19 protein-coding genes are annotated in these 25060 nt (G+C 74.4%); 8 read left to right on the plus strand and 11 right to left on the minus strand.

What is annotated here, in order from left to right:
• Positions 1-15 precede the first annotated feature (15 nt).
• From ESZ52_RS15055 to ESZ52_RS15065, 3 genes are read right to left on the minus strand one after another with little or no spacing between them, the layout of a single operon-like run.
• Entirely contained in the window at positions 16-777 is a 762-nt protein-coding gene (locus tag ESZ52_RS15055; RefSeq protein ID WP_131105646.1) for an exonuclease domain-containing protein, read from the minus strand.
• Positions 777-2642, minus strand: coding sequence for a putative nucleotidyltransferase substrate binding domain-containing protein (locus tag ESZ52_RS15060; RefSeq protein WP_131105647.1), 1866 nt, complete (start codon positions 2640-2642; stop codon positions 777-779). Before ESZ52_RS15060 ends, ESZ52_RS15055 begins: the two co-directional genes overlap by 1 nt.
• Before the next feature lie 8 nt (positions 2643-2650).
• Positions 2651-3370, minus strand: coding sequence for a demethylmenaquinone methyltransferase (locus ESZ52_RS15065; RefSeq protein WP_131105648.1), 720 nt, complete (start codon positions 3368-3370; stop codon positions 2651-2653).
• Between the two features lie 38 nt (positions 3371-3408).
• Between ESZ52_RS15065 and ESZ52_RS15070 the strand changes: the two genes are divergently transcribed.
• Positions 3409-4710 (plus strand): isochorismate synthase, encoded by a 1302-nt coding sequence (locus tag ESZ52_RS15070; protein WP_131105649.1) that lies wholly within the window; start codon positions 3409-3411, stop codon positions 4708-4710.
• Positions 4711-4723: 13 nt separating this feature from the next.
• On the opposite strand, the gene ESZ52_RS15075 is transcribed toward ESZ52_RS15070, so the two are convergent.
• Together ESZ52_RS15075 and ESZ52_RS15080 are read right to left on the minus strand one after the other, a co-directional pair.
• Entirely contained in the window at positions 4724-5227 is a 504-nt protein-coding gene (locus ESZ52_RS15075) for a GNAT family N-acetyltransferase (protein ID WP_131105650.1), read from the minus strand.
• Entirely contained in the window at positions 5218-6453 is a 1236-nt protein-coding gene (locus ESZ52_RS15080) for an MFS transporter (RefSeq protein WP_131105651.1), read from the minus strand. Before ESZ52_RS15080 ends, ESZ52_RS15075 begins: the two co-directional genes overlap by 10 nt.
• A 77-nt stretch (positions 6454-6530) precedes the next feature.
• Here ESZ52_RS15080 and ESZ52_RS15085 point away from each other — a divergent pair, with 77 nt between their 5' ends.
• Positions 6531-7832, plus strand: a complete 1302-nt coding sequence (locus tag ESZ52_RS15085) for a GNAT family N-acetyltransferase (protein ID WP_181010034.1) — start codon at positions 6531-6533, stop codon at positions 7830-7832.
• On the opposite strand, the gene menD is transcribed toward ESZ52_RS15085, so the two are convergent.
• On the minus strand, positions 7829-9757 hold the full coding sequence (gene menD / locus ESZ52_RS15090) for a 2-succinyl-5-enolpyruvyl-6-hydroxy-3-cyclohexene-1-carboxylic-acid synthase (protein ID WP_131105653.1): 1929 nt from the start codon (positions 9755-9757) through the stop codon (positions 7829-7831). The two genes, ESZ52_RS15085 and menD, sit on opposite strands and share 4 nt — an antisense overlap.
• A 39-nt stretch (positions 9758-9796) precedes the next feature.
• Here menD and ESZ52_RS15095 point away from each other — a divergent pair, with 39 nt between their 5' ends.
• The 3 genes from ESZ52_RS15095 to ESZ52_RS15105 are packed head-to-tail and all read left to right on the plus strand — an operon-like array spanning position 9797 to position 14697.
• A complete protein-coding gene (locus ESZ52_RS15095; protein WP_131105654.1) occupies positions 9797-11296 on the plus strand; it encodes a gluconokinase in 1500 nt (499 codons plus the stop codon).
• 21 nt (positions 11297-11317) lie between these two features.
• Positions 11318-13573 (plus strand): helicase-associated domain-containing protein, encoded by a 2256-nt coding sequence (locus ESZ52_RS15100; RefSeq protein WP_131105655.1) that lies wholly within the window; start codon positions 11318-11320, stop codon positions 13571-13573.
• Positions 13570-14697, plus strand: a complete 1128-nt coding sequence (locus ESZ52_RS15105; protein WP_131105656.1) for an FAD-dependent oxidoreductase — start codon at positions 13570-13572, stop codon at positions 14695-14697. The genes ESZ52_RS15100 and ESZ52_RS15105 overlap by 4 nt, the downstream gene beginning before the upstream one ends.
• Here the strand turns inward: ESZ52_RS15105 and ESZ52_RS15110 are convergent.
• Together ESZ52_RS15110 and ESZ52_RS15115 are read right to left on the minus strand one after the other, a co-directional pair.
• Positions 14694-16670 carry a M13 family metallopeptidase gene (locus ESZ52_RS15110; RefSeq protein ID WP_131105657.1) on the minus strand — a complete coding sequence of 659 codons (1977 nt, stop codon included), beginning with the start codon at positions 16668-16670 and terminating at the stop codon, positions 14694-14696. The two genes, ESZ52_RS15105 and ESZ52_RS15110, sit on opposite strands and share 4 nt — an antisense overlap.
• A gap of 49 nt (positions 16671-16719) precedes the next feature.
• A complete protein-coding gene (locus ESZ52_RS15115; RefSeq protein ID WP_131105658.1) occupies positions 16720-17445 on the minus strand; it encodes a GPP34 family phosphoprotein in 726 nt (241 codons plus the stop codon).
• Between the two features lie 69 nt (positions 17446-17514).
• On the opposite strand from ESZ52_RS15115, the gene ESZ52_RS15120 reads away from it, so the two are divergent.
• The 3 genes from ESZ52_RS15120 (at position 17515) to ESZ52_RS15130 (ending at position 20637) form a co-directional block, all read left to right on the plus strand.
• Positions 17515-19146 (plus strand): ABC transporter permease, encoded by a 1632-nt coding sequence (locus tag ESZ52_RS15120; RefSeq protein ID WP_131105659.1) that lies wholly within the window; start codon positions 17515-17517, stop codon positions 19144-19146.
• A gap of 64 nt (positions 19147-19210) precedes the next feature.
• Complete coding sequence (locus ESZ52_RS15125) at positions 19211-19642, plus strand: Rid family hydrolase (protein WP_131105660.1); 432 nt, start codon at positions 19211-19213, stop codon at positions 19640-19642.
• Positions 19639-20637, plus strand: coding sequence for an LLM class flavin-dependent oxidoreductase (locus ESZ52_RS15130; protein WP_131105661.1), 999 nt, complete (start codon positions 19639-19641; stop codon positions 20635-20637). Before ESZ52_RS15125 ends, ESZ52_RS15130 begins: the two co-directional genes overlap by 4 nt.
• Here ESZ52_RS15130 and ESZ52_RS15135 read toward each other — a convergent pair.
• The 3 genes from ESZ52_RS15135 to ESZ52_RS15145 form a co-directional block, all read right to left on the minus strand.
• Positions 20627-22300, minus strand: coding sequence for a peptide ABC transporter substrate-binding protein (locus ESZ52_RS15135; RefSeq protein WP_131105662.1), 1674 nt, complete (start codon positions 22298-22300; stop codon positions 20627-20629). The genes ESZ52_RS15130 and ESZ52_RS15135 overlap by 11 nt on opposite strands.
• Before the next feature lie 77 nt (positions 22301-22377).
• A complete protein-coding gene (locus tag ESZ52_RS15140) occupies positions 22378-23778 on the minus strand; it encodes a M20 family metallopeptidase (protein ID WP_131105663.1) in 1401 nt (466 codons plus the stop codon).
• Complete coding sequence (locus ESZ52_RS15145; RefSeq protein ID WP_131105664.1) at positions 23775-24929, minus strand: M24 family metallopeptidase; 1155 nt, start codon at positions 24927-24929, stop codon at positions 23775-23777. Before ESZ52_RS15145 ends, ESZ52_RS15140 begins: the two co-directional genes overlap by 4 nt.
• Positions 24930-25060: the final 131 nt, after the last annotated feature.

The raw sequence follows: 25060 nt of genomic DNA on the forward strand, positions 1-25060 counted from the left end.
GGCTTCCGCCGTGGCCTAGCGCAGCCCCCGCTCCAGCACGTCCGCCAGGACCAGCGGGCGTCCGCGCACCTGCTCCAGCTCGGCGGTCTGGGCGAGGAACAGCTCGGCGCAGGCCACGGCGTCCGTCACCGCCGAATGGGCCCGGTAGCGCGGCAGCCCGTGCCGCCGCCGGCAGGCATCGAGCCGGACCGTGCCGGCCTGCAGCTCGTGGTGGTGGGCCCGCAGCAGGCGCCTGGCGATCTCCAGGGTGTCCGCGACGGGGACGCCCACGGACGCGCCGTACACCTGGCGGCAGGCAGCCGCCAGGAAGGTGGTCTCGACCTGGGCGAAGTGGGCGAGGAGCACCCGGCGGGGTCGCGGTGCGGCGGCGGGGTCGTGGTGGTCAGCAGCGTCGGCGGCGGCACCCGGCGGCGGGGTGACGTGGACGAGGGCGGCCAGCACCTGCGGGAGGACCTGCTCGATCGTGGGCGCCTGGGCCAGGGCGTCGTCGGTGAGCCCGTGCACCACGGCGGAGTCGCCGACCTGGCCACGGGGCCGTACCGGCAGGTGGCGGGCCGTCCCCAGATGCACCTGACCTCCGCGGACCACCACCATCCCGACCGACAGCAGCTCGTCACGGCGCGGGTCCAGACCGGTCGTCTCCAGGTCGACGGCGAGCAGCTCGACGAGGCCCAGCGGTGTCTGCGGGTCCGGCAGGGGGGCCTTCGCCAAGGCCGCGAGCGGGGTCCCGGGGGGCACCTCCCGGCCGCCCGGGACCAGCCGCTGCCACCAGCCCATCAGCTCACCTGCGGCAGGCGGGCGCTCAGCAGCTGCTGCGCGGACCGGACGATCTGGAAGGCGTCGCGCAGGTGTCGCCGGTCCAGGCTGCCCAGGCCGCCGGGGTTGAGGTGGTTGTCCGGCAGGTCCCCCGCCCGCACCTGCCGCACCTGGTGACGCACCCGCAGGTAGGACATCAGCTCGAAGGCGTCGGCGAGGTCGGTCGCCGTCTGGGCCGACAGACCGCCCCGGGCGGCAGCGGCCTCCAGCCGCACCCGGGTGCCCAGGGCGAGGGATCCGGCCCGGAGCGCGTGCACGCGCGCCAGCTGGACCACCGCCGTGACCCCCCGTTTGATGTCGAGGGTGTCCCGGTGCTCCCCCGCGTCCTCCAGGACGAAGCCGCGGAAGAAGCCGATCGGGGGTCGCATCCGCGCCGCCTGCCCCGCCAGGTAGGCCATCAGCAGGTCCGAACGACCACCCATGGGCACGACGTCGGCACGCAGCCCCTCGACCAGGGCGTGGTCCCCGAAGACGCTGCGCATGTCGTAGAAGATCGCCGCCCACAGCACCGCGTCGGGCTCCGGGTCGTGGCTCCAGCGGGCGAACTGCTCGCGCCACTGCGACACCGTCATCCGCCACCGCGGGTTGGTGGCCATGATGTCGCCGTCACACCGGGGCCAGCCGGCGGCCTCCAGGGCGGCGGTCACCCGCTCGGCCAGCCGGCCCCACCACGGGTCCGAGGGGTCGGCGTCGTCCGCGAGCACCAGCGCGTGGTCCTGGTCGCCGCCCAGCCCCATCTCCTCCCGGGCTGCGGACCCCAGCCAGACCCAGGAGTACCGGCCCGGCGCCTCGCCGTGGCCGGCGCCGCGCAGCTCGTCGGTCGCCAGCTCGAGCAGACGCACCACCACGGCGTCCGCGAGCGCGGTGGTCACCCGTCCGATGTCCTCGGCGCTGGCCTCCTCGGCGACGAGCTGCTCGACGACCGTGGGGATCCGGCTGGCCTGTTCGACCACTCCCTCGACGTGGCCGCGGTCGGTGATGTCGGCGACGAGGTAGACGGGGTTGGACCGTTCCAGGCGCACCAGGTCCGTGGTGGTGACCAGGCCGAGCACCCGTCCGGACGCGTCCTGCACCGGGAGGTGGTGGATGTTGCGCCCGGTCATCTCCAGGAGGACCTCCAGAGCCAGTGCCTCGGCACCGATGGTGACCGGGTCAGGAGTCATCACCTCGGACACCGGGCGGTCCGGTGTTACGCCCGCCGCGAGCACGCGGCGGCGCAGGTCGCGGTCGGTGAGGATGCCCAGGAGCTGCTCCCCCCGCATGATGAGCAGCGAGGAGACCCCTGCCCGGGTCATCACCTGCGCCGCCTCGGCGATCGCCACCTCCGGCTCGGCCCGGACCGGCTCGACCGTGATCAGGTCGCGTACCGCGGTGCGCAGCACCGAGGAACCCCGGCTCGGCGCCTGGAGCTGGCCGATCGCGGTCCTGATCCGGTCGTGGTGGGTCGCGGCGAAGTGGACGGCCACGGCGGGGTGGTGCGCACTCAGCTCGTCGAACACCTCCTGGGGCAGCTGGATGAGCAGCGTGTCCTCCCGGGCGGTCGCCTCGTACCGGACGGGCACCCCCTCGACCACCGAGGACATCCCGAAAGCGCCCCCGGCCCCGACCCGGTCCACCAGCTGGCCCTGGTCGCTGACGTCGACGGCCCCGGAGCGGACCACGAAGAGCTGATCGTTGCGCTGCCCCGCCCGCAGCACCGTCGAGCCGCGGCGGGCATAGCTCAGCGTGCAGCGCCCGGGCAGCGTGTCGAGCACCTCCGCGGGCAGGGCGTCGAACGGCGGGTGCTGGGCCAAAAAGTCCCTGATCTCGGCGAGCTCGACGTCCATGTCCGGGCCTAGGTCAGCCCACCGGCAGGGGCGGGGGCGAGCGCGTGGTGCAGGGCCACGATGCCGCCCGTCAGGTTGCGCCAGCGCACCTGCTCCCAGCCGGCCTCGCGGACCGTCTCGGCGAGCTGGCGCTGGTCGGGCCAGGCCCTGATCGACTCGGTGAGGTACTCGTAGGACTCCGGGTTGGAGCTGGTGCGCCGCGCCACGGCGGGCAGCAGGTTGAGCGCGACCCTGTCGTAGAGCTGGGCGAGACCGGGGACGGTGGGGGTGGAGAACTCGACGACGAGCAACCGCCCCCCGGGGCGGGTGACCCGCAGGAACTCACGGAGCGCCTGCCCGACGTCCTTGACGTTGCGCAGGCCGAAGCTCATCGTCACCACGTCGAAGGACCCGTCGGCGAACGGCAGCGCCATCGCGTCGGCCGCGGTGAACGGCAGGTCCGGTCGGCGCCGGTGGCCCTCGCGGAGCATGCCGAGGGAGAAGTCGGCGGGGACGACCGCCACCTCCCGGTCGGCGTAGGGGACGCTGGAGACGCCGGTGCCGGCGGCGATGTCGAGCACCCGCTCCCCCGGTCGGGCGTCCACGACCCGGGCGGCGACGCGACGCCAGTGCCCGTCCAGACCGCCGGTCAGCACGGTGTTGGTGAGGTCGTAGCGCCTCGCGACTCCGTCGAACATGCCCGCGACCTCGTGCGGTGCCTTGTCCAGGTGGGCGCGGTTGGGGTTCATGGGTGCCATCCTCGCACCACGGCCTACAGTGGTCGGCTGTGTCCCCCGCCCCGCCCCGTCTGCGCGCCCGCACGGTCGCCGTCGACGCCACCGGTGACCTGCTGACCCGGATCCCTGACGAGGTGGACCCGCGGGAGGTCGTCGCCTGGCTGCGTGAGGGCGACGGCATGGTCGGCTGGGGACGGGTGGCCCATTTCGAGACCCGGGGGCCGCGGCGCTTCGCCGAGGCCGAGGACTGGTGGACCCGGCTGCGCGAGGAGGCCACGGTCGAGGACGAGGTGCGCCTGGCGGGCACCGGCCTGGTCGCGTTCGGTTCCTTCGCCTTCGCGGACGGCTCCGCGGACGCCAGTGTGCTCACCGTCCCGCAGGTGGTCATCGGTCGCCGGGACGGGCTGGCCTGGATCACCCAGGTCGTGCGGGACGACGAGCCGTGGCCGGACAGCCACCCGGCTGAGGTCCTCACCCGCACGAACCCGCTCATCGACGTCCTCGACCCGCTCGTCGAGGAGCCGGGCAGCGTGCCGGCCCAGCGTTGGCCGGAGGTCATCGCCCGGGGCATCTCCCGGATCGCCGAGGGGGAGGTGGACAAGGTCGTGCTCGCCCGGGACGTCGCGGTGCGGCACCGGGACGGGCAGCCGGTCCGGATCGCCCCGGTGCTGGAGCGACTGGAGAAGCGGTATGGCGCGACCTGGACCTTCGCGGTCGCCGGCCTGGTCGGCGCCACCCCGGAGATGCTGGTGCGCCTGCAGGGGGGCCGGGCCCGCTCCCGGGTGCTGGCCGGCACCATCCGCCGCCCGAACGGCGTGCCTGTCCCCGCCGGGGCCGCCCCGCACGGTGACCCCCGGCTGCGGCTGGTGAGCAGCGAGAAGGACCTGGAGGAGCACGCCTACGCGGTGCGGTCGGTCGCCGAGGCGCTGGCGCCGCACTGCGAGGACCTGGTGGTACCGGAGACGCCCTACGTCCTGGAGCTGCCCGACGTCTACCACCTGGCCAGCGACCTCACCGGCACCATGCACAGCAGGGCCACCTCGCTACGCCTGGCCGCGGCGCTGCACCCTTCGGCAGCGGTCTGCGGCACGCCCACCGTGGACGCCTTCCGGGTCATCGCGGAGCTGGAGGGGATGGACCGAGGTCGGTATGCCGGCCCGGTCGGCTGGATGGACGCCTCCGGGGACGGCGACTGGTGCATCGCCCTGCGCTGCGGCGAGCTGGCAGAGGACCGGGCCTCGATGCGGATCTTCGCCGGCGGCGGGATCGTCGCCGCCTCCGACCCGCAGGCCGAGCTGGCCGAGACGGAGGTCAAGCTCAGCGCGATGCGGCACGCCCTCGGCCTGGCCTGACGCGGCCGGCCGGTCAGCGGGCCTGGATCCAGTACCGCCGCTTGGCCGGGCCGGAGGCGGTGGGTCGGATGTCCTCCAGCACCCCACCGGCCTTCTCGATGGTCCCCGCCGAGGCGTGGTTGCCGTCGTCGCAGGTGATGAGCACCCTGTCCACCCCCAGCGCGGCGAGCCGCTTCACGGCCTCGCGGACGATCTGGGTGGCGTAGCCGCGGCGGCGGAACCTCGGTGCGACGGCATACCCGATGTGCCCGCCCTCCTGCAGGAGGAAGTCGTTGAGCCGGTGCCGGATCGAGACCCGGCCGACCGGCTCGCCGTCGACCTCGGCGACGAGGAAGTCCGCGGGGACGCGTCCTTCGGGCAGGCCCACCCCCCTGGACTCCCACTCGATCTGGGCCAGCACATGCGGCCACGGGCCGTCGGCGAGCAGGAACTGGAAGCCCTCCTCGGCCAGCTGCTCGTGCATGCGCCGCATCGCGGCCTCGTCGGCAGCGGTGGGCGGACGCAGGGTCAACGACATACCTCCCTATCCTGCCATCCTGGCACCTTCATCACGGGGGCCAGCAGCACCATCAGCGCCAGGAAGCCCACCACCAGGAACAGCGCCCGGTCCAGCCCGGCCCACTCGGCGAGCAGCCCGATCATCGGGGCACCGAAGAGGAAGGCCCCGTAGGCGATGGTGGAGACCACGGTGATCGCCCGGTTGCCCCGGCCGGGCACCTCGCCGGCCGCGGACATCGCCGCCGGGAAGATCGTGGAGATGCCCAGGCCCCAGAGCAGACCCCCGGCCAGCGCCACCGCCAGGGAGGGCACCAGCACCACCAGGAGGATGCCCAGCACCGCCAGGACGCCTCCGGCCCGGACGACCACGTCCCGGCCGAACCGGTCGGTCGCGGGCCCACCCAGCAGTCGGCCGACCATCATCGTCAGGTTGAACGCGGTCAGCGTCAGCGCCCCGAAGGCCTCCGGCGCGTCGTGCACGTCGACGAGGAGCAGGGCCAGCCAGTCGTTGGCCGCGCCCTCGGCGAGCGCCGCCGCCAGGGCCACCACGCCGATGAGGATCTCGGGGCGGGTGATGCTCGAGCGTCCAGACGCCGACGCTGCCGCGGACACCGGCTCGGACACCGGGTCGGACCCCGCCGCGGACACCGGCACGGGCTCCCCGGCCTGCAGCGGCGGCTCGGGGGTGTGGTCCTCCCGGACGAAGCGCTGCGCCCCGGCCAGCGCGACGACGGCCGCGACCGCCGCCAGGACGGGCAGCTGGACCAGCCCCACGCCGACGAACGCGGCGAGCGCCCCGGATCCCGCCCCCAGGACGGCACCGCCGGAGAAGGCGGCGTGGAACTGCGGCATCCAGGCCCGCGGGCGCAGCTGCTCCACGTGCGAGGCCTGGATGTTCATCGTGACGTCCCAGAGGCCGACGTTGACGCCGGTCAGGACCAGCACGGCGAACAGGAGCGGCACCGAGGGCACCACCGCGAGGCTGGCCCACCCCAGGCAGGCCAGGACGGCCGTCGTGCTGACCACGGCGCGGCTGCCGAACCGGTCGGCGAGCCGGCCGGAGAACGGCATCGCCAGCAGCGACCCGGCACCCATCCCCATGAGCGCCAGCCCCAGCTCCCCCGGCCCGGCGCCCAGCTGGTCCCGCACCGCGGGGAGCCGCGAGAGCGCCTGCCCCATGACGAATCCGGCGGCGGCGAAGACGGCGAGGACGGCGGGCACGCTGCCGCGGGGGGTGGGGGGCACAGCGGGACACTAGAGGTATGCGGCCCGGCCCGGAAATCCGCTGGCGCGTCGACGACGCCCGGCCCCAGACTGACCCGGTGAGCGACGAACCCCGCCTGATCGACCTGACCCCCGACGACCTCCCCCGCATCCAGGAGCTGGAGGACACCGTCTGGTTCGAGGTGCAGCCCGGTGTCACCGCGCAGGACCTGGCGGACCGCCTCGACTTCCGGCACGCCCGGGCGGCCGAGCGGGCCGTGGACCCCCTGCCTGGCGAGCCGGCCCTGGACCGGCCCCCGCTCGTGGGGATCTACAGCGCCTACGACCTCACGGTGAGCGTGCCCGGCCGGGGCGGCGCGATCACCAGGCTGCCGATGGACGGCCTGACGTGGGTGGGGGTGCACCCGGACGCCCGGCGCCGCGGGCTGCTCACCCGGCTCATGCGCGACCACCTGCACCGGGTGCACGACCGCGGCGAGGCGGCGATCGCCGGGCTCATGGCGAGCGAGACCGGCATCTACGGGCGGTTCGGCTACGGCTGCGCCAGCCTGGACGTCAAGCTCGAGCTGGGCCGCGGGACCGAGCTCAAGGCCCCGGCGTGGGTGGCGCAGGAGGCCGACGAGGTCCTCACCCACGTCGTCACCCTGCCGACGCCCGAGGGCATGGCCGCCCTGCACGAGGCCCACCTGGCCTGCGCCGCGACGACGCTGGGCGCGGTCACCCGACCGGGGGCCATGGCGGGCACCTGGTTCCGCGACTTCCCCAAGGCCCGCGGCGCCAAGGAGCCACGTCGCCTCCTGCTCGCCCGCCGGGACGGGCAGCTCAGCGGGTATGCTGTCTTCCGCCGTGAGGCCAAGTGGGAGGACGGCTCGCCGCAGGGCGAGGTGTCGGTCGGCGAGCTCGGCGCGGTCGACCTGCCCAGCCTGCTGGCGCTGGCCCGCCGCCTGCTCGACCTCGACCTGACCACGAAGGTGACCTTCTGGGCCCGGCGGCTGGACGACCCGCTGCTGTGGTGGACGGGCGGGCCGCGCGCGGCCGGTCCCCGCATCTACGACTCGCTGTGGATCCGGCCGGTCGACCTGCCGCGGGCGCTCACCGACCGGGGGTATGCCGCACCGTGCGACCTGGTCCTCCAGGTGGAGGACGAGCTGTGCCCGTGGAACGCCGGCCGCTGGCGGCTCACCACCGACCCCTCGGGAACCGCCACGTGCGAACGGACCGAGGACGAGCCCGACCTGGAGGTCCCGGTCGCGGCACTGGGTGCGGCCTACCTGGGTGGGCGGGCACTGGCCTCGATGGTGCCGGCACTGCACGGGCGCGAGCTGCGTCCGGGGGCGGTCGGCGAGCTGTCCCGGGCGCTGCGGGCCGACGTCGACCCGGTCGGCACGATCGACTTCTAGACGGGCTCGCGGCTGGAGGCTGCGCGCAGCGCGTCCCGCAGTGCCCGGTGCCCGGACCGGTCCACCCGGACCTCGAGCACGCGGATCCCCTCGGCCGGCCGGGCCAGCTGCCCGGCCAGCTCGGCCACCGAAGGGACGAGACGGTGCTCGACCCGGTACCCGGCGCACAGCGCACCCAGGTCGGTGCCGTGGGGTGTGCCGAAGATCCGCTCGGTCGCCGCCGCGGTCTCGGCGGTCGCCGACCGTGCGGGCTCGCCGTACTCCAGCGTGGAGAAGATCCCTCCCCCGTCGTCGTTGACCACGACCACCGTCAGGTCGGGACGAGGCTCGCCGGGGCCGAGGAGCAGGCCGCCCACGTCGTGCAGGAAGGTCAGGTCGCCCATGAGCGCGACGGTGCGGGTGGGACGGTGCTGCCGGGGAGCGGCGAGGGCGATGCCGACCGCGGTGGAGACGGTGCCGTCGATGCCGGCCAGGCCACGGCCGGCGTGCACGACGGGGGCGCCGGTCTGCGGCACGGCGCCCAGTCCGACGGCCAGGTCGCGGGGGGCGTTGGAGGAGCCGAGCACGAGGACGTCCTCGTCACTCAGCCCGGCGGCGACGGTGGTGGCCACGGCGACCCCGGTGGGGGGTGCGGGGACGGCGCCATCGGTGCGCGGCGTGGAGACGGCGTCAGGGGTGGACGCCTGGCCCGCCTGGTCCGCCTGACCGAGACCGGCCACCGACCGCACCCGGGGAGCCCAGGACCGTCCGGCCTCGACCCAGCGCTGCGCCCAGCCCTCCTCGGCCGACGTCGACGGCCGGTGCAGGGCCAGCGTGCTGTGCACCCGCTGCACCACGTGTGACGGGTCGGTCCAGGACGGGACTGCGCTGACCTGCTCGACGACGACATCCGGCCGGCGCAGCAGCGCACCGAGCTCACGGAAGAGCGTGAGCCGGCCCACGACCACGATCCGTTCGGGCGCCAGCGCGTCGACGGTGGCGACGTCGGCCGCCACGAGCACGCCGTGCGGCACCACGGTCGAGCCGTGCGGCAGCCGACCGAACGGCTCGGCCAGGACGGGGTAGCCGTGCCGTTCCGCCCAGGCCAGAGCCAGGTCGTGCAGGTGCGGCCGCCCGAGGTCGCCGAGCAGCACCACGGCACGGCCGCGGTCCACCCCCCCGTCGACGCCTTCTTCCCCCAGGTCGTCCCGCGCCAGACCCTCGCTGGCCAGGTCGTTCCTCGCCAGGCCCGCGACGGACAGGTCATCCGGCCGCACCACCGTCCACGGCCCGCCGCCCGGCCGCCCGGCGAGCTCGGTCGGGAGACCGGCGTGGCCCTCCCCTGCCGCCCCGGTGTCCGCGGCCAGGATCTGCGGGGCCAGCGGGTCCCGGAAGGAGACGTTGAGGTGGACGGGCCCGGACCGGAACCACCCCGCCACGCCCCCGGAGGAGGCATGGTCGAGCGCGGCGGCCAGGGCACGGCATACCGTCGACCGCCAGGAGGCGGCAGCCCTGGGTGCGGCCGACTCCGGGGCGGGCAGGTCGACCTCCCAGCGCACCGCGCCGGCGAAGATCCCGGGCTGGTGGGTGGTCTGGTTCGCGCCGGTCCCCCGCAGCTCGGCAGGCCGGTCGGCGGAGAGCACCACGAGCGGGAGGTGGCTGTGGTGCGCCTCGAGCACAGCCGGGTGCAGGTTGGCCACCGCGGTGCCCGAGGTGGTGACCACCAGCACGGGGGCGCCGGAGGCGCGCGCCAGCCCCAGCGCCAGGAAGCCCGCGGACCGCTCGTCCACGCGCACGTGCAGCCGCAGCCGCCCCCGCCGGTCGGCCTCCTCCAAGGCGTAGGCGAGGGGCGCCGACCGCGAGCCGGGAGCCAGCACCGCCTCCCGGACCCCACCCCGGACCAGCTCGTCGACGAGCACGGTGGCCAGCGCGGTGGAGGGATGCACGGGCACGATGGTGCCACGCTCGGCCGTACAGTGAGCCGTATGGCCTCGAACTTCGACATCGAGCTCGCAGACGCCGTGCACCCTCTCGTGCTCGCCCTGGACGTGGGTTCGACCGCCAGCCGCGGGATGGTCTACGACGCCCACGGCCGGCCGGTCGGCAGGCGGGCCAAGGTGCCGCACGCCTTCACCACCGCCTCCGACGGGACCTCCGAGATCGACCCGGACCAGGTGGTCGAGGAGATCCGGCAGATCATCGGTGAGCTGGTGACCGCCCTCGACGGGGAGCAGGTCGCCGGCGTGGCGCTGGACACCTTCGCCTCCTCCCTCGTCGTGCTGGACGCCGACGGTGCCCCGCTGACGCCGTGCTTCACCTACGCCGACGGCCGCCCTTCCTCGCAGGTGGACCGGTTGCGGGAGGAGCTGTCGGAGGAGAAGCTGCAGCAGCGCACCGGCACGCGGGTGCACGGCAGCTACTGGCCGGCCCGGCTGCGCTGGCTCGCGGCCGACCGCCCCGAGGTGATGGAGCGGGCCGCGCACTACGTCTCCCTCGGCGACTACCTGCTCCTGCAGCTCACCGGCACCCTCGCCACCGGCACCTCCACCGCGGCCTGGACCGGGCTGGTCGACCGGCACACGGCCGACTGGTACCCGGAGCTGGTCGAGATCTGCGGTGTCCGCCTGGACCAGCTGCCGCCGATCCACCACCTGGACCAGCCGGTCCAGGTGCGGCAGAAGCAGCTGTCCCGGATCGGCAAACGGTGGCCGGCGCTGGCCGGGGCGCAGTGGTTCGCGCCGATCACCGACGGCCTGGCCGCCAACGTCGGGCTCGGTGCCCACGACGAGACCGCGATCGGCGCCTCGTGCGCGACCTCCGGGGCACTGCGCGTGGTGGTCAGCGAGATGCCCGAGGAGCTGCCACCGGGGCTGTGGTGCTACCGCGTCTCGCACGACCGCGCGCTGATCGGTGGCGCTCTCAACGACGTCGGCAGGGCCCTGGCCTGGGCCGACGTCACGCTGGCCGTCGACCAGGTCGAGCCGGAGGACCTGGCGCAGGCTCTCGCCGCGGAGCCGCACCCGACCACCCCCCTGGTGCTGCCCTTCTTCACCGGAGAGCGCAGCACCGGCTGGGCCGCCGACGCCCACGCCGTCCTCACCGGGGTCACCGCGGCGTCGGCCCCGGTCGAGGTCTACCGGGGCGTGATGGAGGGCATCGCCCTGTCCTACGCCCGGATCGGGGCGCAGCTGCGCCAGGTGGCCCCCCAGCCGGAGAAGCTCTACGCCGGCGGCTCGGTCGCCGCCGACCACCCCGAGCTGATGCAGATCATGGCCGACGCTATGCGCACCCCGGTCACCCCGGTCCAGCTCAAGCGCTCGACCCTGCACGGGACCGCCCTGCTCGCGCTGGAGACGCTCGCCCCGCGCGTGCGGCGCGCCAAGCCCGACCGCGGCCCCACCCTCACCCCCGACTACGGGCGCCGCCGCTACTACACCGAGCGCTTCCAGCGGTTCGAGCGCGTGTATGACGCTCTCTACGGCTGACCCGGGGTGGCCGTGCCGGAGGTGAGATCGCTCGCGGACGACCTGCGCGGCCGGACCGACGAGCAGCTGGCGGCGCTCGTGCGGGCCCGTCCCGACCTGGCGCGGCCCGCGCCGGCCGACCTCTCGGCGCTGGCCGCCCGCGCCACCACCCGGACCAGCATCCAGCGCGCCCTGGACGGGCTGGACCTGGCCCACCTGCACGCCCTGGAGGCGGTCGTCGTGGCCGCGCCGGCCTCGGTCGACCGCATCGCCACCCTGCTGGACACCCCGGTGCAGGTGGCCGGGCGGCTCGTCGACCGCCTGCGCGAGCTGGCCCTGGTCTGGGCGGCCCCGGAGGGCATCCGCCCTGCCCGTCCCGTCGCCGACGTGGTCGGGAACCCCGCCGGGCTGGCGCCGGACGGGGGTGGCCACGTACTCGCCGCGGGCGACACCCCGCACAGCACCCAGCGAGACCCCCGGGCAGGCAGGGAGGAGATCCTGGCCGGGCTGGAGCCCACCCAGCGGCAGCTCCTGGAGGCGCTGACCTGGGGCCCGCCGACCGGGTCGGTGTCGTCGGACAGCTCGGCCCCCATGACCCGTGCCGCGCACGCCCTGGTCGAGGCCGGGCTCCTGCATCGCCTCGACGACACGCACGTGCTGCTGCCACGGCCGGTCGCGCTCGCCCTGCGGGACGGCCGGCTGCACCGCGATCCGGCGACGCAACACCCGCAGGTCGAGCTGACCAGCCTCGGCGACGACGTGGTCGACGCCGCGGCCGGGGGCCGGGCGGCAGAGCTCATCACCCTGGTCACCGAGCTCATCGACGAGTGGGGTGCCCGCCCGCCCCGGGTGCTGCGCTCCGGCGGGCTGGCCGTGCGCGACCACGGCCGCGTCTCGACGCACCTGGGGATCGAGTCCGACGAGGCGGCCTGGCTGCTGGAGACGGTCCACGCCGCCGGCCTCGTCGCCGTCGACGACGGCGCTCACCGCCCCGGCGTGGAGTCCGCCTGGGTGCCCACCACCGCCGCCGACGACTGGCTGGCCGACGAGCCTGGCCGCCGGTGGGCGACCCTGGCCCGCGCCTGGTGGGCCACGTCAGCCGCCCCCAGCCTGGTCGGCAACGCCGAGGGCAGCCGGGTCAACGTCCTGTCCGCGCAGACGTCATACCCCCTGGCGCGGCAGCGGCGGCACGACGCGCTGGCCGCCCTCGCCACCCTGCCCGGCGGCTCGGTGCCGACCGAGGCCGGGCTGGAGACCCTGCTGCGGTGGCAGCACCCGCTGCGGATGTCCCGCGCCACCGAGCACGGCATCCCGCTGGCGGTGACCCTGCGCGAGGCCGAGTGGGCCGGGGTGACCGGCCGCGGTGCGTTGTCCGCGCCCGGCCGGGCCGTGGTGACCGGCGAGGAGGACCCCTCGGCGCTCATGGATCCCCTGGTGCCGCCCGCGGTCGACCACGTCCTGCTCCAGGCCGACCTGACCGCGATCGCGCCGGGCCGCCTGGACGGCCCGGTGCGCACCCTCATGCACCTGGTCAGCGACGTCGAGTCCCGGGGCGGGGCCAGCGTGCACCGGTTCACCGAGAACAGCGTCCGCCGCGCCCTCGACCTGGGCTGGTCGGCCGACCGGGTGCTGGCGGACCTGGCCGCGGCCTCCCGCACGGGCGTCCCGCAACCGCTGGACTACCTGGTGCGCGACGTCGCCCGGCGGCACGGGCAGGCACGGGTCGGCGCCTGCGCCGCCTATCTGCGCTCCGACGACCCGGCCCTGCTGGACCGGGTCGAGCGGGACCGGGCGCTGGGCATGCTGCAGTGGCGGCGCATCGCGCCGACGGTGCTCGTCTCCCCCGTCCCGGCGCCGACGGTGCTGGACCTGCTGCGCGAGGAGCAGTACGGCCCGGTCGTCGAGGGCGCCGACGGCGGCCTCGAGGTCGCCGCGCCCGCGTGGCGGCGCACCACCGCCCGACCGCCGTCGCCGGTCCAGGTCAGCTCCGTGGACGAGACGGTCGCGCGGCACGTGGTCGGGCTGATGCGCCGCGGCGAAGGGGCTCGTGCGTCCGGCATCGGTGAGGAGGGCACGCAGACCGACCCCGTGGTGATCACCGCGACCCTGCGCGAGGCCGCGACGACCGGGGCCGCGGTGTGGATCGGCTACGCTGACGACACCGGCGGCGTGTCCACCCACCTCATCCGGCCGCTGCACGTCGAGGCCGGACGGGCCCGTGCCGCCGTCGGCGAGAGCGACGCGACCCGCACCTTCCTGGTCCACCGGGTCACCCAGGTCCGTCCCGCAGAGCCGTGAGCCGGGTCGCGATCGTCGGTGGCGGGATCGCCGGGCTCACCCTGGCCGCCGCGCTGGACCTGCGACGGCACGAGGTGACCCTCTTCGAGGAGCAGCCGCAGCGGGCCGACGCGGGCGCGGCCCTGGCCCTGTGGCCGTCGGCGGTACGGGCGCTCGACCGGATCGGCGTGCAGATCGGGCAGGACGAGGGTGACGGGGTCACGGAGGTCGCCCTCCCGTCCGCGGCCCTCTTCGACCTCCGGACCGGGGACCGCCTCGTCGGTGTCCCTCGCCGCCTCCCCGATCATCTCTCTCGACGCGCAGGGGCACTGGCGCTCGTCCCTCGACCGACGCTGCTGGCGGCGCTGGAGGACGCGGTCCCGGACAGCGTCCGACGGGTGCACCGGGCCGTTACGGACCCCACGACCCTGGACGCCGACCTCGTGGTGGGCGCGGACGGTGTCCGCAGCCGGGTCCGTGCGCTCGTCCACCCCCCGGCGGCCGAACGCCGTGCGACGCCCTGGCTGGCCCTGCGCGGCATCCACCCCGAGCCACCGCTCCCGGGCACCGTCGGGGAGTACTGGGGTCCGGGAGGGCTCGCCGGCATCACGCCGCTCGGTGCCGGGACCTACTGGTTCACCACCCACCGCAGCACCCTCGGCCCCGAGCCGCTCGACGTCCGCGAGGCCCTCACCGAGGCCCGCGAGCGCTTCGCCGACGCTGCACCCGCGGTGCGGGAGACGCTCGCGGCAGCGCTCACCACAGAACTCACGGCAGAGCTCACCACGGAGCTCACCGCAGAGCTCACCACAGGGCTCACTGCAGCGGGACCGCATACCCTCGCCACCCGGCTCTGGCTCACGCCGCCCATGCCCCGCTACGCCCGGGACCGGTATGTCGTGATCGGCGACGCCGCGCACGCCACCACGCCCAACCTGGGCCGGGGGGCCGTCGACGGCATCCTCGACGCGGCGTCGCTGGCCGACACGCTCAACCGCGGGGCCGGGCTCGGTGCGTGGCAGCTGCGTCGACTGCCCGCCACGCAGGCCGTCCGCACGCTCGCGCCGCTCGTGATGCGGCTCGCCCTGTCGGAGACCGCCGCGGCCTCCCGGGACCGGGTGCTGCGCGCGGTCGGCCGACGCTAGAAGACCCGCACCCGCTCCTCCGGCGCCAGCCACAGCCCGTCGCCCTCGGTCGTCCCGAACGCCTCGTGGAAGGCGTCGACGTTGCGCACCGTGTTCGCCCGCAGGTCGGCGGGGGCGTGGGGGTCGACGGACAGCAGCCGGCGGGCCTCCTCCTCGCGGGCGATCGTGCGCCACACCGAGCCCCAGCCCAGGAAGAAGCGCTGGTCGCCGGTCCAGCCGTCGATCTGCGGGGCGGTGCCGCCGTGGGAGATGGTGTACGCCAGGTGGGCCAGCTCCAGCCCGCACAGGTCACCGATGTTCTCGCCGACGGTCAGGCCGCCGTTCACCGTCACCCCGTCCTCGGGGATGTCGCGGGGCGACAGCCGGGAGAACTGGGCGATCAGCTGCTGGCTGCGCTCGTCGAACCGGGCCCGGTCCTCTTGCGTCCACCAGTCGGTGAGGGACCCGTCGCCGGCGTAGCGGCTGCCCTGGTCGTCGAAGCCGTGCCCGATCTCGTGGGCGATGACCGCGCCGATCCCGCCGTAGTTCGCCGCGTCATCGGCCTCCACGTCGAAGAACGGCGGCTGCAGGATCGCCGCCGGGAAGACGATCTCGTTGAGCATCGGGTGGTAGTAGGCGTTGACCGTCTGCGGGGTCATCAGCCACTCGTCACGGTCGATCGGGCGGCCGATCTTGGCCAGCTGCCGGTCGGTCTCGAAGGCGGCGCCGCGGCGGACGTTGCCGACCAGGTCCGTCGGCTCCAGCTGGTATGCGGTGTAGTCGCGGAAGACGGGCGGGTGACCGATCTTGGGGCGGAAGGCGGCCAGCTTGTCCAGCGCCTTGGCCTTGGTCTCCTCCCCCATCCACTCCAGCTCCCCGATCCGCTGCCGGAACGCCTCGGTGACGTTCTGCACCAGCTGGGCCATCTTGTCGTGGGCCGCGGGCGGGTAGTGGGCGGCCACGTACATCTCCCCCGCCGCCTCGCCGAGCAGCGCCTCGACCAGGCCGACACCGCGCTTCCAGCGCTCCTTGTTGCTCGGCGTGCCGGACAGCGTGCGGCCGTGGAAGTCGAAGTGCGCCTCGACGAGGACGGCGGACAGGTAGGGCGCCAGGCCGTCGAGCACGCGCACGGCCAGGTAGGCCTGCCAGTCGGCGACGGGCACCTCGGCGAGCGCGGCCCCGACCGCGGTCAGCGCCTCGGGCTGCCGGGCGACGACGTGCGCGAGGTGGTCCTCGCCGGCGCCGAGGCCGGCGTGGAACGCGGCCCAGTCCCAGCCGGGGGTCTGCTCGGCGAGCTCGTCGGCGGTCCACCGGGTGTAGGACTTCACGGCGTCGCGGGCGGTGACCCGGTCCCGGTGCGCGGCGGCTATCCGCTCCTCCAGGGCGTAGACCCGGTCCACGGCACCGTCGCCGAGGGCGAGCCCTGCCTCGGCCAGCGCCGGCGCGCCCAGCTCGAGCAGACGGCTCAGGTAGGCGCGGTAGGCCTCGCGCACGCCGGCGTGCTCGGCGGCCGTGTAGTAGGCCTCGTCCGGCAGCCCGATGCCGCCCTGGTGCAGGTAGGCGATGTACTCCTCGGGGTTGCCCGCGTCGGCGGTGACCCACAGGTGGACGATCCCCTCGACACCCTCGCGCTGCAGGGCACCCGCCACCCGGGCCACGTCGGAGCCGGTGGTGATCGCGGCGACCGTGGTCAGCGGCTCCACCGCAGGCCCGACGCCGAGCTGCTCGACGCGGTCCTCGTCCATGAAGCTGGCGTAGAGGGCACCGACCTTGCCGGTCGGCGTGTCCAGCGCCGGCTGCTGCTCGGCCGCACGCTCGATGAGCTGGCGCACCGCCTCCTCCGCGCTCTCGCGCAGCTGGTCGAAGGAGCCGTACCGCGCCCGGTCGGCCGGGATCTGGGCCGAGGCCAGCCAGGCGCCGTTGACGTGCACGAAGAGGTCGTCCTGCGGACGGACATCGGTGTTCATCAGGTGAGGGTCGATCCCGGAGTGCATGAGCACACGGTATGCGCCGCGGACGCGTCGCCTGGACGCAGGGCAGCCCTCAGGGCAGCTCTTGCAGGATCCTGCCGACCACGCGCAGCGGCAGCGTCGCCAGCTTGAGCACCACGCCCACGGCCTCCAGCACCTCGAAGGCCGAGTCGATGCCCTCCAGCGTCGAGCCCGGGTCGCCCGCGGCGCGGGCCTGCGCGGACGCGTCCTGCTGCAGGGTGGTCGGGAAGTAGTGCTGGTCCTCCCTCAGCTGCTCGGCGATCGCCGCGGCCCGGGCGGTGAGCGCGTGGTGGTCCTGCTCGGGAAAGAGGCGGCCGAGCAGGTCGAGCTCGTGGACCAGGGCGACCAGCAGCGCCGTGTGCCGGTCAGGACGCTGCTCGACCTGCAGCGCCCGCAGGACGCGGGTGCGCACCGCGGCCTCTGGCTGGTGGTCCCGGGCCAGGTGCCGACGGCGGCGGACCACCCCGCGACGCAGCACCCCGCGGTCGCGCAGCCGGCGCAGCAGGGCCCGCAGCTCACGGTCGGGGGCGTCGGTGGCGGCGATCACCTGCTTGCCCTGGACGTCCTGCGCGGCGCGGTCCAGCACCTGGTCGCCGCCGGTGGTGCCGGACAGGCCGGGGACCAGCACACCGTGGTCGTCGAGGGCCACGGTGCGCCGGGCGAGCAGCTCGACGAGCAGCGCCACGCGCACCGCGCGGGGCACCGCCTGGCGACGGACCAGCCAGGTCCCCTTCTCGTCGTCGAGGAGCAGCAGGATCAGTTCTTCCCCCAGGAGCATGAAGGTATGGTGCCACGCCCCCGCCCCGGCCTACGATCGAGTCCACAGGAAGGTCTCGCGGGAGGTCCCATGAGCACCGCTGCCCACCGCCGCCCGGGCTACCTCGCCGGGGTGCGCCCGCTGGTCGGGCTGTCGCTGCGCCGCAGCCGATGGTTCTACGCCTCCTGGGTGCTGGGCCTCACCGCGCTCCCGCCGCTCACGGCCGCGGCCTACGAGACGGTCGTGGACCCCGCCAGCGCGCCGCTGCTGATCGCCGCGACGGAGGGCAACCCGGCGCTGCGGGCCCTGATGGGGCCGCCGACCGACCTGACGACGGCGGGCGGCTTCACGGTCTGGCGGTCGGGCACCTTCGTCGTCGCCCTGGCGGCCGTCATGGCCGCCCTGGGGGTGGTGCGCTCCACCCGGGCCGAGGAGGAGGACGGCCGCACCGAGCTGCTGCGCTCGGCGGTGGTCGGCCGGCACGCCCCGCTCGTCGCTGGTGTGCTGGCCGCGGTGGCAGCCTGCCTGGCGCTGGGCCTGCTCATCACGGTGGCCATGGTGGCCGTGGGTGAACCCCTGGCCGGCTCGGTCGTCCTGGGCCTCGGGACGGGCCTCGTCGCAGCCACCTTCGCGGGGGTGGCCGCGGTAGCGGCCCAGGTGACCGCCTCCGCCCGGGGCGCGCGGGCGGTGGCCCTGTGGGCCGTCGCGGCGGCATACACGGTCCGGGCTGTGGCCGACGGAGCCTCTGCGCAGGATCCGCTCCACCGGTGGGGCTGGGCCTCCCCCGTGCAGTGGATGGCCCTGTCCCGGCCCTACGCCGGCGAGCGCTGGTGGGTCCTGCTGCTGCCCGTCGCCCTGACGTTGGTGCTGGTGGGCGGTGCTCTGGCGCTCGAGGCGCGGCGCGACCACGGTGCGGGTCTGTGGCCGGTCCGGCCGGGCCGCCCGACCGCTCCAGCGTCGCTCGGCTCCCCGCTCGGGCTGTCCTGGCGGCTGCTGCGCGGCGGGCTGCTGGGCTGGACGGTCGGGATCGTCCTGTTCGCGCTGGCGATGGGGTCGGTCTCGGCCGGCTTCGGAGCCGTCCTCGACGGCACCCCGCGGCTGGCGGCCGTCGTCGAGCGGCTCGGCGGCGGCACGCAGCAGCTCAGCGAGGCGTTCTACGTCGCGCTCGTCTCCCTGGTGGCCATCCTCATGGGGATGCTGGCGGTGCAGCTCCTGCAGCGGCTGCAGGCGGAGGAGCAGCGCGGCCGGGTCGACCTGGTGCTGTCCACGGCGGTCAGCCGGACCCGGCTGCTGGGGTCCTACCTGTTGTGGGCGGCGCTCGCGCCGGTGGTCCTGCTGGTGCTCTCGGCCGCGGTGCTCACCCTCGACCAGGCGGTCGCCGACGACGACTGGGGCTGGCCGGTCAGGATGGCGGCCGCTGCCCTCGCCCTGGCGCCGGGAGGGCTCCTCGTGCTGGGCCTGGCCGTCTTCCTCCACGGCTGGGCACCCCGCCAGTCCTGGTTGGCCTGGGCGACGGTCGGCTGGAGCCTGGTCGTCGTCTGGCTGGGAGCCGTGCTGGGCCTGCCGGAGTGGGTCACCGAGCTCACGCCCTGGTCGGCGCTGCCGCAGCTGCCCGTCGAGCCGATGGACTGGCCGCCGGTGCTGGCCACCTCGACCGTGGCGGTCGTCCTGGCGGTGCTCGGGGTATGGGGCTTCCGGCGACGGGACCTCGGCGCCGGGTAGTCGGCCCACCACTAGGGTGGGGCTGGCCTCGACGGCCCAGGCACGAGCGATGCGAAGGAGCTTCATGGACGGCGCCACGGACAGGTTCGCGGACGAGCTGGGCACCCGGCAGACGTTCCGCGACGGCCACGGCTGGGAGGAGTCGGCCGGGTACGCCCGGGCGGTCCGGGTGGGGAGCTGGATCCACGTCAGCGGCACCACCGCCACCGGGCCGGACGGCACCGCGTCACCGGTCGGTGACGTGCACGGCCAGACCCTCGCGGCGCTGCGGCGCAGCGTGGAGGCGGTGACCGCCCTCGGCGGCACCCGGTCCGACGTGGTGCGCAGCCGGATCTACCTCGTCCCGGGCAGCGACTGGGAAGCGGCTGGCCGCGCGCACGCGGAGGTCCTGGGGGATGTCGCCCCGGCGAACACCACCCTGTACGTGCACAGCCTCGTCGGTCCGCAGTTCCTCGTCGAGGTCGAGCTGGACGCGCACTGCGGGGGTACGTCATGAGCCCGCTGCGGTTCAGCGTCCGGGTGAACAACGACGTGCCGGCCGCCGAGCTGATCGAGCTGGCGCGCGCGGTCGAGGACGCGGGGTTCGACCAGCTGTGGGTCTCCAACGACCTGTTCCTCCGCTCCGCACCCGCCCTGGTCGGGCGGCTCAGCGCGCACACCAGCCGCCTCCACCTGGGGATCGGCGTGGTCAACCCCTACTCCATGCACACGGCCGAGATCGCGATGGCGGCCGCGACGCTGCAGGAGCTGACGCAGGGCCGCTTCCTGCTGGGGCTGGGCGCCGGCGCCGCCGAGTTCCTGGGCTGGGTGGGCCTGCACCAGGACAGCCCTCTCGCCGGGTCCCGGCGGGCGCTGGAGGAGCTGACCGCCGCACGGCACGGGCAGGTTCCTGCCGGTTGGAACCGGGCCGCCCACCTGCGTTTCGAGGCGGCGCCCTTCCCGGTCTACGTCGGGGCCATGGGCCCCCGGATGCTGGCGCTGGCGGGCGAGCTGGCCGACGGGGCGCTTCCGCTGCTCTACCCCCCGGAGCACTACGCCGCTGCCGCGGCGCAGATCGCCAGGGGTGCGGAGCGGGCCGGTCGGCCGGTGGAGGAGCTGGACATCGCCGCCTGTATCTGGGTCTCGATCGATGACGACCCGGAGCGGGCGGCGCGGCCGCTGGCCGAGAAGATCGCCTACTACGGCGCGTCTTTCTCCCCCGTCCTGCTGCAGCAGGCCGGCCTGACCCCGGCGGACTTCGCCCCCATCCAGCAGGCGATGAACGAGGGCCGCAGCGAGGAGGGGATCGCGATGGTGACCGAGACGATGCTGCAGCTGGGGATCGCCGGCACGACCCAGGACGTCGTCGAGCGCTGCCGGGGCCTGGTCGCCCGAGGTGCCCGGCACCTCTCCTTCGGCCCGCCTCTCGGTCCGGACCTGCTGCAGGCGGTCGACCGGCTGGGCTCGGAGGTCCTCCCGGCTCTCCGAGCCCAGCCCGAGGTCAGCCGTTGACCTGGACCGCCTCGACCCTGACGTAGGTGCGGGGGTCGACGATGACGTTGCCGACGTTCTGGCTGTGCACGGTGTGCGTCAGGCCGTACCACATCGGGATGACCGGCATGTCCTCCAGCAGCACGTCCTCCGCCTCCTGGTAGAGGGAGGCCGCCTCGTCGGCGTCCGCCGCGGCGTTGGCGGCCGTGATCAGCTCGTCGAACTCGGGGTTGCTGTACTCCATGTTGTTCGACGGTGCGTCCGTGGTGTAGATCGGCTCCATCGCGTACTGCGGGCTGGGGTAGCTCAGCACCCAGCCCAGCCGGAACGGGCCGGCCACCTCACGGGCCAGCAGCAGGTCGAGGTACTGGGCGAACTCCAGCGACTCGAAGGTGACGCTGTCGATGGGCAGGTGCTGCTGCCACATGTTCGCCACCGCCTCGGTCCACTCCTCGTGCCCCGCGCCGGAGTTGTACCAGATCGTCAGCTCGGAGGGGCCGCCGGCCGCCTCGTACAGCTCGGCCGCCGCCTCCGGGTCGAACTCGCAGTACTGGCAGGCGTCACCGCGGTACTCCGGCAGCACCGGCGGGATGACCCCCGTGGCCTGGGTCAGGGACCCGTTGAAGACGGTCTCGATGATCGCCGGACGGTCGATCGCCATGGAGAGGGCGTGCCGCACGTCCGGGTGGTCATACCCCTCGACGTGCATCGGCATACCCAGGTAGGTGAAGCTGCTGCTCGCGGACTCCACGACCTGGCCGGCGAAGTCGGAGTCGACGCTCGGCAGCCGCTCCGGCGGGATCCCCGACAGGATGTCCAGCTCCCCGGCCTGCGCGTCGAGGTATGCGGTGTTGAGGTCGCTGTAGATGCGCCACTGGATGCGCTCGGCGACCCCGGGCTCCTCGCCCGGCCAGTCCTCGTAGCGGACCATCGAGATCTGGACGTCGTGCTCCCAGGCGCCGTCCATCATGTACCGGCCGTTGCCGATCGGCTCTTCCTGGAAGGCGTTGATGTCCTCGAACGCCACCTCCGGCAGCGGGTAGAAGGCGGTGTAGCTGAGCAGGGAGGGCAGTGGGGAGAACGGCTCGGTGAGGGTGATCTCCAGGGTGGTGTCGTCGGGGGCGCTCACCCCGGACAGCTCGGTGGCCCCGCCCTCGGTGACCTCGGTGTAGCCCTCGATCTTGTCGAAGAAGGAGACCGCCTCCTGGGCGTTCTCCGGGTTCACGATCCAGTTCCAGGTGTCGACGAAGGTCTGCGCCGTGACGGGGTCGCCGTTGTGGAAGGTGAAGTCGTCGCGCAGGGTGAAGGTCCAGGTCTGTGCGTCCTCGGTCTCCCAGTCGGTCGCCACCATGCCGACCACCTCACCGGTGTCGTAGTCCACGGTGGTCAGGCCGCTGAAGAGCTGGTCCATGACCCGGCCGCCGCAGACCTCACCCTGGGCGCCGGTGTTGAGGGACCGGGGCTCGCAGTTGTGGATGGTGAACGAGCCACCCGAGGCGGCTGCTGCCTCCTCCGACGTCTGCCCGGGCTCGTCGCCGGCGTCGGAACCGGTCTGCCCAGCCTCCGGTGCTGGGTCCGATGCCGGGTCCGGGTCCTCGTCCTGGCCGCTGCACGCGGCCAGCAGAAGCGCGGCCGCGGCCAGGGTGGCGATCGTCGGGCGGCGATATCCGGGGGTGGGTGTCATGGGCAGCTCCTTCGCTGTGGCCCCGGCGGCACTCCCGTCCGGGATCGCGTCACCTTACAACGGGTCGTTCGGCCCGGTCAGCGGTCTGCGGGCGACGCGCCGTGCAGCCGCTCGAGCAGCTCGGCGGTGAACCGGACGTGCTCGGCGAACAGCTCCAGCGAGCCCCGTTCGTCGGCCACGTGGATGCCGCCGCCCGGCTCCAGGGTGCCGGAGGGCGAGGCGACGGGGCAGCCGTACCGTTCGGTGAAGACGTGACCCGGGCCGGCGCCGGTCATCAGGGGGTAGAGCACGCACGAGCTGCGCACCGCCACCCACGCCTCGCGCACGTGGTCCACGAACGACGACGCGGGGTCCGTGTAGGCCGGGGGGATGGCCCGCACCCGACGGACGTGGACCCGCGGGTCCGTCTCGTGGATGAGTGTCGTCAGGGCGTCCTGGACCTCGTCGACGTCCAGGCCGGGGACGATGCCGACGCGCAGCGACAGCGAGGCCGAGGACGGGATCGAGGTGCGGACCTGGGCCGTCTCGGGCATCGAGGCGAGGGTGATCCGGGGCGTGTAGATGAAGTCGCTCGTCAGCTGGTCGATCTGCGCCTGCGTGTGGCCGGCCCGGCTCTTGCCGACCTCGTCCCAGGGCAGCTGGATGCCGGACTGTGCCAGGGCCGTCCGGTCCGGCGTGACCGGCTGCTGCTGCAGGCGGTCGAGCAGTGCGGCCGGGTAGGGCCCGAGCAGCGGCGCGACGACCCGCAGCAGGTCGGCGACCGGGTCCTCGACGATGGCGGCGTAGGAGGGGTGGATGGGCTTGCGGGCCTCCTCGCGGGTGAGCTCGAGCTCCAGCGCCCCCCGGCTGCCCAGTCCGACGACGGCGCCGCCGCCGGTCTCGCGCAGGTAGCTCTCCCAGAGGACGCCCTCGGGACGGGCGCCCGGCAGCAGCTGGTCCAGGGCAGTGCCGAGGCCGGGACTGCCGACCTCCTCCGCCCCGTCCAGCACGAGATGGATGGTGCAGGTCGGCGGGGAGGTCAGTGCGGAGGCGGCCCACGCCTGGTGCAGCACGGCGATCCGCGCCGCGACGTCCGCCTTGTCGTCGCAGGCTCCCGGTCCGTACAGGTACCCGTCGGCCTCGACCGCCGCGTGCGGCTCGTGCGTCCAGTCGGCGGGATCGGTCTGCACCACGTCGTAGTGCTGGTAGAAGACGTACTCCGGGCCGTCCTGGCTGGTCCCCTCGAAGGTCGCGCAGACCACCGGCCCGTGCCCCGCCACCTCGGCGAGCCGGACCTCCCGGGCCGGTCCCGCGCGGAGGAGGTCGACGAGCTGGTGCGCCAGTGCGGTGCAGGCCTCGGCGTCGGTGGACGGGCTGGGGGTCGCGATGAGCCGGCGCCACAGCGCCGTGGCCTCGGGCAGGGCAGCCTCGGCGACGACGGCGGCGGACGGCGCCCGAGTCAGGTCGCCGCTCAGGTCGCCGCTCAGGTCGCCGCTCATGTCGCCGCGACCGGCGTCAGCTCGAAGGGGTGCTCGGTGAGGACCTCGTTGCCGTCCTCGGTCAGCACGATGCAGTCCTCCAGGCGGACCCCGCCGAAGCCCTGGCGGTAGCAACCGGGCTCTACCGCCAGGATCTCGCCCGCCTGGAGCACCGTGTCGTTCTGGTTCAGCGCCGGGAACTCGTGGATGTCCAGCCCGATCCCGTGACCGAGGGAGTGGAAGTAGCCCTCGAGCAGCACCTCGCCCGGCTGACGGTCCAGCTGGGTGCGGAAGCCTGCCTGGGCGATCGGCTCCGCGGAGATGCGGTGCAGCTCGGCGGCGGTGATCCCCGGCCGGGCGTGCTCGATGACGAGGTCGTAGGACTGTTTGACGACCTCGTAGTAGGTCCTCAGCTCATCGTTCACCTCGCCGTGCACGAAGGTCCGGGTGACGTCGGAGTAGATCCCGGTCGCCAGGTCGCGCGGGCAGATGTCGACGGTGACGGGCTCACCGGTGCGGATGGTCCCGGAGCCGGAGTGGTGACCGATGCAGGTCTGCGGACCGTGGGCGACGATCATCTCCGAGCCCTCGCAGCCCAGGTCGAGCCAGACGTGCCGGATGGCCACCTTGAGCCGCTCACAGGTCAACGGCTCACCCTCCAGGTAGAGCCGGCCGCCCTCGCGCACGTCGGCCCGTGCGAGGGCGTCGGAGACCAGGGACACGCCGGCCATGGCGGCCCGCCCGGCCCGTCTGGCCCCCTCGACCTGGGTGTCGGACTTGCGCCGGCGGCGCTCGACGAAGAGGTCGGCGGCCACCTCCAGGCCCACCCCCAGGGCGCGGAGCTCGTCAGCGAGTGCCACCGGGAAGTCCGGTGGCACCGCCAGCGCGCTCGCGCCGAGATCGCGCAGCGCCTCGGCATACAGCTCGGCGTTGCCCGCACCCGGCCGCACCCCTGGCCGGCCCGAGAGGGCCTCGATGGTGTGCACCCGCAGGCCTGGCACCGCCTCCATCCGCTGGGACTCCAGGGCCCGGACGACCACGGCGCGGGCGCCGGCGGACTCGAGCACGGGCACGGACTCGAGGTACAGGAACGGGTCAGCGACCGAGTGCTCGATCCCCTGGCGCATGTTCGGGTCCGCAGTGGAGGCATGGACGGCGAGAAACCTGGTCAAGGCGCATCCTCTCGGTCGACTGCCGGACGACGCTGGTCCCGGCCCGCTGAACGTTAGCAAGCCGCGGCCGGAAGACGCGGCAGGCGACGAGCGCCCTGAGAGTCGGCTGGATGCTTCCTGGCCGCGGCACC

Origin of the sequence: Ornithinimicrobium sufpigmenti, from assembly GCF_004322775.1 — a bacterium.
Lineage (GTDB): Bacteria > Actinomycetota > Actinomycetes > Actinomycetales > Dermatophilaceae > Ornithinicoccus > Ornithinicoccus sufpigmenti.

Bases quoted from the DNA above. Each gene is read 5' to 3' on its own strand.
- ESZ52_RS15095 (WP_131105654.1), top strand. From the start codon at position 9,797: ATGGCCTCGAACTTCGACATCGAGCTCGCAGACGCCGTGCACCCTCTC.
- ESZ52_RS15075 (WP_131105650.1), bottom strand. From the start codon at position 5,227: ATGTCGTTGACCCTGCGTCCGCCCACCGCTGCCGACGAGGCCGCGATG.
- ESZ52_RS15120 (WP_131105659.1), top strand. From the start codon at position 17,515: ATGAGCACCGCTGCCCACCGCCGCCCGGGCTACCTCGCCGGGGTGCGC.
- ESZ52_RS15135 (WP_131105662.1), bottom strand. From the start codon at position 22,300: ATGACACCCACCCCCGGATATCGCCGCCCGACGATCGCCACCCTGGCC.
- ESZ52_RS15060 (WP_131105647.1), bottom strand. From the start codon at position 2,642: ATGGACGTCGAGCTCGCCGAGATCAGGGACTTTTTGGCCCAGCACCCG.
- ESZ52_RS15110 (WP_131105657.1), bottom strand. From the start codon at position 16,670: ATGCACTCCGGGATCGACCCTCACCTGATGAACACCGATGTCCGTCCG.
- ESZ52_RS15130 (WP_131105661.1), top strand. From the start codon at position 19,639: ATGAGCCCGCTGCGGTTCAGCGTCCGGGTGAACAACGACGTGCCGGCC.
- ESZ52_RS15125 (WP_131105660.1), top strand. From the start codon at position 19,211: ATGGACGGCGCCACGGACAGGTTCGCGGACGAGCTGGGCACCCGGCAG.
- ESZ52_RS15065 (WP_131105648.1), bottom strand. From the start codon at position 3,370: ATGAACCCCAACCGCGCCCACCTGGACAAGGCACCGCACGAGGTCGCG.
- ESZ52_RS15140 (WP_131105663.1), bottom strand. From the start codon at position 23,778: ATGAGCGGCGACCTGAGCGGCGACCTGAGCGGCGACCTGACTCGGGCG.
- ESZ52_RS15115 (WP_131105658.1), bottom strand. From the start codon at position 17,445: ATGCTCCTGGGGGAAGAACTGATCCTGCTGCTCCTCGACGACGAGAAG.
- ESZ52_RS15055 (WP_131105646.1), bottom strand. From the start codon at position 777: ATGGGCTGGTGGCAGCGGCTGGTCCCGGGCGGCCGGGAGGTGCCCCCC.